Annotated in this window: 1 protein-coding gene; it reads left to right on the top strand. The window is 45.9% G+C overall.

What is annotated here, in order from left to right:
* Positions 1-186: 186 nt before the first annotated feature.
* On the top strand, positions 187-697 hold a 511-nt coding region (locus ACS8FD_RS20760; RefSeq protein WP_439277259.1), incomplete at its 3' end, for an ATP-binding cassette domain-containing protein.

Here is a 697-nt window from a genome sequence, read left to right as displayed (position 1 = left end):
GGTGTGCAAGAGCCAATGACCAGTTGGGGCGCGCTACTACAAGAAGGCTCACAGACGATGCAAGTCGCGCCTTGGCAGATTTTGATTCCGTCTGCATTTTTGGTCATTACTCTATTTTGCTTTAACTTTATCGGCGATGGTCTGCGTGATGGGTTTGATCCCAAAGATCGCTAGGAGGTCGACACTATGACAACTCAAAATATCAATACCGCCGCTCAAAACCATGCTAAAAATGATACTAAAAACAGTCCTCCTAAAAAAATAGTTTCGACCATTCGTGATGACAGTAGGGACGCGCCTGTAGATAGCCGCTCTGAGAAAAACAGCTTACTGACCGTCAAAGATTTATCTGTACAGTTTACGACAGAAGACGGTCTGGTGACCGCGGTAAATGGTCTAAATTTTAACCTCAATGAAGGGGAGACTTTAGGCATCGTTGGTGAATCCGGCTCTGGTAAATCGCAAACCGCCTTTGCCATTATGGGGCTGTTGGCTAAAAATGGCCGCACTCAAGGTTCGGTACGTTTTGAAGGTCAGGAGCTGCTAGGACTACCGCAAAAGGCATTGAATAAAATCCGCGCTGAGCAAGTCGCGATGATCTTTCAAGATCCGATGACCTCCCTGAACCCTTATATGAAAATAGGAGATCAGCTTGCCGAGGTTTTGATTTTACATAAAGGCATGAGTAAAAAGGCGG

The organism is Psychrobacter sp. 1U2 (assembly GCF_051847575.1).
The sequence above is the reverse complement of the archived record's forward strand: the minus strand, read 5'-3'. Positions and strand labels throughout refer to the sequence as shown.